7 protein-coding genes are annotated in these 6,120 nt (G+C 69.4%); 2 read left to right on the top strand and 5 right to left on the bottom strand.

The features are described 5' to 3' along the window. Window positions 1-290: 290 nt before the first annotated feature. Window positions 291-581, bottom strand: coding sequence for a hypothetical protein (locus ACGFX9_RS03020; RefSeq protein ID WP_393463660.1), 291 nt, complete (start codon window positions 579-581; stop codon window positions 291-293). A gap of 118 nt (window positions 582-699) precedes the next feature. Here ACGFX9_RS03020 and ACGFX9_RS03015 point away from each other — a divergent pair, with 118 nt between their 5' ends. Next, a complete protein-coding gene (locus ACGFX9_RS03015; protein WP_393465586.1) occupies window positions 700-1,257 on the top strand; it encodes a hypothetical protein in 558 nt (185 codons plus the stop codon). 113 nt (window positions 1,258-1,370) lie between these two features. Here ACGFX9_RS03015 and ACGFX9_RS03010 read toward each other — a convergent pair whose 3' ends face one another. From ACGFX9_RS03010 to ACGFX9_RS02995, 4 genes are all read right to left on the bottom strand, one after another. Beyond that, window positions 1,371-2,381, bottom strand: a complete 1,011-nt coding sequence (locus ACGFX9_RS03010; protein ID WP_393463658.1) for an LLM class F420-dependent oxidoreductase — start codon at window positions 2,379-2,381, stop codon at window positions 1,371-1,373. A 103-nt stretch (window positions 2,382-2,484) separates the two neighbouring features. Further along, window positions 2,485-3,345, bottom strand: coding sequence for a hypothetical protein (locus ACGFX9_RS03005; protein WP_393463656.1), 861 nt, complete (start codon window positions 3,343-3,345; stop codon window positions 2,485-2,487). A gap of 162 nt (window positions 3,346-3,507) precedes the next feature. Continuing rightward, complete coding sequence (locus tag ACGFX9_RS03000) at window positions 3,508-4,506, bottom strand: N-acetylmuramoyl-L-alanine amidase (RefSeq protein ID WP_393463655.1); 999 nt, start codon at window positions 4,504-4,506, stop codon at window positions 3,508-3,510. A gap of 167 nt (window positions 4,507-4,673) precedes the next feature. Next, complete coding sequence (locus ACGFX9_RS02995) at window positions 4,674-5,324, bottom strand: class I SAM-dependent methyltransferase (protein ID WP_393463653.1); 651 nt, start codon at window positions 5,322-5,324, stop codon at window positions 4,674-4,676. A gap of 116 nt (window positions 5,325-5,440) precedes the next feature. On the opposite strand from ACGFX9_RS02995, the gene ACGFX9_RS02990 reads away from it, so the two are divergent. After that, the gene (locus ACGFX9_RS02990) at window positions 5,441-6,085 is read left to right on the top strand and encodes a CatB-related O-acetyltransferase (protein WP_393463651.1); all 645 of its coding nucleotides are present in this window, start codon (window positions 5,441-5,443) and stop codon (window positions 6,083-6,085) included. The last annotated feature ends 35 nt before the right edge of the window (window positions 6,086-6,120 follow it).

The following is a 6,120-nucleotide window of genomic DNA, read 5'->3' as shown; positions in this document are numbered from 1 at the left end:
CCCAGGCCTCGTCGAACGTGCTGTGTTCTTCCGGGGGGTGCCCCCGGACCCCCGGGTCGTGCGAACGGTGTGCCGGGGGTCTGGGGCTGTCGCTCCGGGCGGTCAGTAGCGGCGGAGGCGGCCTGCTATGGCGTGGCCGACGAACATGTACACGAGCGCTGCGAGGCCGTAGCCGCAGACCACGCGGGCCCAGGCCTCGTCGAACGTGCTGTGTTCTTCCGGGGGGTGCCCCCGGACCCCCGGGTCGTGCGAACGGTGTGCCGGGGGTCTGGGGCTGTCGCTCCGCGCGGTCAGTAGCGGCGGAGGCGGCCTGCTATGGCGTGGCCGACGAACATGTACACGAGCGCTGCGAGGCCGTAACCGCAGACCACGCGGGCCCACGCCTCGTCGAACGTGAACAGGTCGTGCGACCAGCCCGCGAGCCAGCGGGCCACGTCATGGATGAACTGGACGAGGTCGTTGGCGCGGTTCGCGTCCAACAGGTACATCAGGATCCATAGGCCGAGGATGATGGCCATCACGTCTGCGACGATGACGATGATCCTCGCTGCATTACTGCCACGTGCGTGTCGTGTGGACATGCGGGCCGAGTACCGGGCCCGCCCCGCTTGAAACCCGTACGGGCTCCGCCGAGTGGCGGGCGCCGCCGCCCGGGGTGAGGCTGCCGGAAGAGCTGTCCACTCCGGGAGGTCCCCCGTGTTGCTGTCCGCCGCGACCGTACGCCGGTCCCTCGTCGCCCCTGTGCTGTGCGGTGCCCTCTTGGTGGGGGCGACAGGGTGCGGCGGTGACGACAAGGCCGCCGCCTCGTCCTCGTCCTCCTCGCCGTCGAGCTCCAGCTCCGCCGAGAAGCAGAAGTTCGCCAAGACCCGGTTCGTGGCGAACGCGGGGATCGCCGCAGGGGCGACGTACCAGTGGATCGTGAAGCCCTACAAGGCGGGGAAGTTCAAGAAGGGCGCCGACGGGCGGAAGTTCGCCCTGATCAAGGCGGGTCTTGCGGGGACACTCGCCTACAACCGCCTGAAGGCGGCATCGAAGAACGCGAAGGGCGACCCGACGCTGTCCAAGGCGGTGGCTCCCCTGACGGCGGGCATCGACGCCCTGAAGGACCTCCCGTCCAAGCTACGCAAGGGCGACTCGACGGACTCGGTGGTGAGCTCCTTCGACGGGGTGATCAACAAGGTGAAGGACGCGGGGAAGAGCGCGGGGGCGGAGGTCAAGGACAAGGTTCCCTCCGCGGGGGAGTTGGCGAAGGGGTAGGCCTGGCCGGAGGCCTTGGGCGGTGTCCGCAACCGGCCCCGCGAGGCTTTGCGCGCCGCCCATCACCGGCTCCGCCGAGTTCGTCCTCAAACGCCGGACAGGCTGATAGCCGGTCAGCCGTTCAGCTCCGCCAGGACCCGCAGCGTATGGCGATCCGGTGCCAGCACCAGGAGGTCCGTTACCGGGCCCTTCCGCCACATTTCGAGCCGCTCGGCAATCCGCTCCCTCGGCCCCACAAGGGAAATCTCATCGGCGAAAGCGTCCGGCACGGCCATGACCGCCTCCTCTCGCCGCCCCGCGAGAAACAGTTCCTGAATTCTTCGCGCTTCCTCCTCGAACCCCATCCGGGCCATCAGATCCGCATGGAAATTCCGCGCGGAATGCCCCATCCCCCCGATATAAAACCCCAGCATCGCCTTGACCGGAAGCAGTCCCTCCGTCACGTCGTCGCACACCTTGGCCCGAGCCATCGGCGCGACCATGAACCCCTCCCGCGCCTCCGTGAGCGACGCTTCGTACACGTCCGACCGCATAGGCGACCAGTACAGCGGCAGCCACCCGTCCGCGATCCGTGCCGTCTGGGCGATGTTCTTGGGCCCCTCCGCGCCAAGGAGAACCGGCAGATCGGCCCGCAGCGGATGCGTGATCGGCTTCAGGGGTTTGCCGAGGCCGCTCGCGTCCGCACCCCGGTAAGGGTGCGCGTGGAAGCGACCGTCCAGCGTCACCGGCCCCTCCCGCCGCAGCACTTGGCGGATGACATCCACATACTCCCGCGTGGCGGTCAGCGGCGACTTCGGGAACGGCCGCCCGTACCACCCCTCCACCACCTGTGGCCCGGAGAGACCGAGCCCGAGCATCATCCGCCCGCCGGACAGGTGGTCCAGGGTCAGCGCGTGCATGGCCGTCGTCACCGGCGACCGCGCCGCCATCTGCGCAACCGCCGTACCCAGCTTGATGGTTGAGGTCTGCGCCGCGATCCAGGTCAGCGGGGTGAAGGCGTCGGAGCCCCACGCCTCCGCCGTCCACACGGAGTCGTATCCGAGCCGCTCGGCCTCCTGGGCGAGTGTGACGTGCCCGGGGTCGGGGCCGCGCCCCCAGTAGCCGAGTGCGAGTCCCAGGCGCATGCCCCGATCCTTCCTGACGGTCCGTCAGTTCCCTGCCGGGTGGCGACTGTACGACAACGGCCCCCCGCCCGGAAGGGCGAGGGGCCGCGAGGTGCGGGAGAGATCAGCCGCGCTGAATACCCGTGGTGTCCTGAAGGACGCCACGACGGCCGTCCTGCGTCTGGGCCACCAGGCCCGGACCGCGCTGCTCGACGGCCAAGTACCACGTACCGGGCGCCAGTTCGGCGATCGGCGTCGGCGAGCCGTCCTCCGCGTACAGCGGACGCGGCACCGGCACGGCGAACCAGAACGGCGAGAAGTCACCGGTGGCCTGCGCCTGCGCGGGCGGCGGGGTGTGCTGACCCGGCTGCGGCTGGCCCGGCTGGGCGCCGTAGGGCTGACCCTGCTGCGGCTGACCGGGCTGGGCACCGTAGGGCTGACCGGGCTGGCCCTGCGCACCGGGGTACCCGTAACCACCCTGCGGCTGACCGCCGTAGGGCTGGGGGGTGGCGGGGCGGGGGGCGCCGACGAGGGGAGCCTTGAAGGCCGGGACCGTCAGGGAGAGGATCGCCCCGGCGGCAAGCACCAGCGTCGCGATCAGGGAGAGGATGAGGCCGATACCGGCGTCGACTCCGGAGTCACCGGTGCCCGAACCCACGTTGTCGTAGCCGCTGGACGGGTCGAAGATCTGCCCGATGGCGCTCCACGCGGCGGCGATGGCGAAGGCGACACCGAAGTGGCCGAGGTCGAGACCAAGGACCTTCGGAGGCGTCGGCAGCCCGCGGGAGACGACGATGCAGACAGCACCGATGATCCCGGCCAGGGTGACGCCCAGCAGGACCGGCCCGCTGCTCCAGGCATTCGGCATGTCCAGGGAGGCCGGGGCGTCTTCGACATCGAAGATGTCCAGGAACGAGGCGATGAACAGCAAAACCGCTGCTCCGATCACCACGCCGTCGCCTCGAGTGAGAGAGCGGATATTCACTTCAGGTCCTTCGTAAGTCGTCTCGTCGTTGGAGGCGTCGCTGTCGCCCCAAGGTCGCGGCGCAAAGCGCGGGGATGGCCCCCCATCGTACGGAGGACATTATCGTCCACACGGGTGGGGTGTCTGCTCGGGATAAAGACCCGTCGCCCCGCTACCAACCCGTTATCCGCGCAGGAAGCTCACGATTCCGTCGGAGATGCCCTTCGCCGCCTTCTGCCGCCACGCGCCGCTGGTGAGCAGTGCCTCGTCATTGGTGTCCCGCATATTGCCGCACTCGATGAACACTTTGGGGACGGTCGACAGATTGAGGCCGCCCAGATCCTTGCGTACGTCGAGTCCGGTGCCGTCACCGACGTAGTTGGAGGGGGCGCTGCCCGTCGCGCTGACGAACTTGCCCGCGATGCGCTCGCCCAGGGCGCGGGAGGGGACGACGATCTTGGTGGTGTCCGCGGCGCCGGACTTCACCGACGCGGGCAGGATCACGTGGAACCCGTGGTTGCCCGCTGCCGAGCCGTCGGCGTGGACGGAGACGACGGCGTCCGCCTTGGCGGTGTTGCCGATGCGGGCGCGCTCGTCGACGCAGGGGCCCCAGGGGCGGTCGCCGTCCTGGGTGAACTTGACCGTGGCGCCCTGCTTCTCCAGCAGCGTGCGCATGCGGTGCGAGACGTCGAGGGTGAACTGGGCCTCGGTGTAACCGTGGTTGGTGGAGGTCCCGGTGGTGTCGCACTCCTTGCGGTGCGTGCCGACGTCGACCAGGCGGTTGATCTCGGCCGTGTGCTTGCCGTTGCCGGGGTTGTGGCCGGGGTCGATGACGACGACCTTGCCCTTGAGGGGGCCGGAGGCGGCGGGGCGGCCCGACGACTTCGGGGGCTTCGCCGTGCTCGGCTTCTCGTCGTCCTTGCCGTGGTCCTTGCCCCCCTTGTCGTCATCCTTTTCGGAGGCTGACGGGGACGACTTGCCGGAGGGCGAGCCCTGCGCGGAGTGGCTCGGCGCCGGAAGCGTTCTGGCCGGCTCGTTCCCTCCGGGCCCGCTGGTGGCCTCGTAGAGGATCCACCCGGCGAGGCACGTCGGCACCAGCGCGGCGAGCGTCACCGTGAGCGGGCCGCGGCCGAAGCGGCGGGGCGGGCGTGGGGGCTGAATCTCCGGACCTACGTACGACACGACAGCCACCTTACGGGCCGTTCACGTGCTCCGCAGGGAGCCGGGGCAGTCGCGGAGAAGTGGCGGTTCACAGCGTGATCCGCGGCGTGGCGCCGGGAGTTTTCCGCATGCGGCATTCGGATCGACATCGGATCGGCATTCGGCTCAACTCAGCTGATCCGCCGCCGTCAGATCCCTGGTCCCGTTCGCCGCAGGACGCGCAGCGAGTCCGTTGCCGAGACCTCCGTGAACGCGCCGGATTCCAGGGCCCTGAGGTAGACGCGGTACGGGGCCTGGCCCGTCATGATGTCCGCCGGGTTCGGGAACACGTCGTGGATCAGCAGGAGGCCGCCCTCCGCGAGGTGCGGGGCCCAGCCCTCGTAGTCGGCGTTCGCGTGTTCGTCCGTGTGGCCGCCGTCGATGAACACCAGACCGAGCGGTCCGCCCCACGCCTTCGCCACCTGCGGGGAGCGGCCGACGATCGCGATGACGTGGTCCTCCAGGCCCGCGTGGTGCAGGGTGCGGCGGAAGGTGGGGAGGGTGTCCATGCGGCCGACCTCGGGGTCGACCGTCTCCGGGTCGTGGTACTCCCAGCCCGGCTGCTGCTCCTCGCTTCCGCGGTGGTGGTCCACCGTGATCGCCGTGACGCCCGCTTCCCGCGCGGCGTCCGCGAGCAGGATCGTGGAGCGGCCGCAGTACGTGCCGACCTCCAGAAGCGGCAGGCCGAGCGCCGCCGCCTCCGTGGCCGCCGCGTGCAGGGCGAGTCCCTCGCCGGCCGGCATGAAGCCCTTGGCCGCTTCGAAGGCGGCGAGGATTTCTGGCTTGGGCTGCGGGGGCATGAGTCCTCCTGGGCTTCGGTAAAGCGGTGGGTCTCCGCCGTGGGCCGACCTATGCTGCCGCATGGTCCGGCTGATCATGGGGGCGGGGCCGTATACCAGCAGTGGAGGGACCTTTCATGGAACTCGTACCGGCCGATCCGACGGTCCTGCATCCGTTTCCGGACCAGCCTCGTGTCGTGCTTCTGAAGCCGCTGGTGACGTCGCCGTTGATCGAGGTGGGCGAATACTCGTACTACGACGATCCGGACGACGCGACCGCCTTCGAGACGCGCAACGTCCTCTATCACTACGGGCCCGAGAAGCTCCGTATCGGCAAGTTCTGCGCTTTCGGGACGGGGGTGCGGTTCATCATGAATGGCGCCAACCACCGGATGGACGGGCCCTCGACCTTTCCGTTCCCCATCATGGGCGGGTCGTGGAGCGAACACTTCGATCTCATCAGCGGGTTGCCGGGGCGAGGTGACACGGTCGTCGGGAACGATGTCTGGTTCGGGTACGGGGTGATGGTGATGCCCGGCGTGCGGATCGGGCACGGGGCCGTGATCGCCTCGGGGTCGGTCGTGGTGGATGACGTGCCCGACTACGGCGTCGTCGGCGGCAATCCCGCCAAGCTGATCCGTACGCGGTACAGCGAGGACGAGGTTGCGCGGTTGCTGGCCGTGGCCTGGTGGGACTGGCCTGTGGAGCATCTGACCGAGCATGTGCGGACTGTTATGTCCGGGTCGATCGATGAGCTGGAGAAGGTCGCGCCGCGGGCCTAGCGGGGCCTAGCGGCGGCCTTGGGTGCCGTCATCAC

It is taken from the genome of Streptomyces sp. NPDC048436 (assembly GCF_043200355.1).
Taxonomy (GTDB): domain Bacteria; phylum Actinomycetota; class Actinomycetes; order Streptomycetales; family Streptomycetaceae; genus Streptomyces.
The sequence above is the reverse complement of the archived record's forward strand: the minus strand, read 5'-3'. Positions and strand labels throughout refer to the sequence as shown.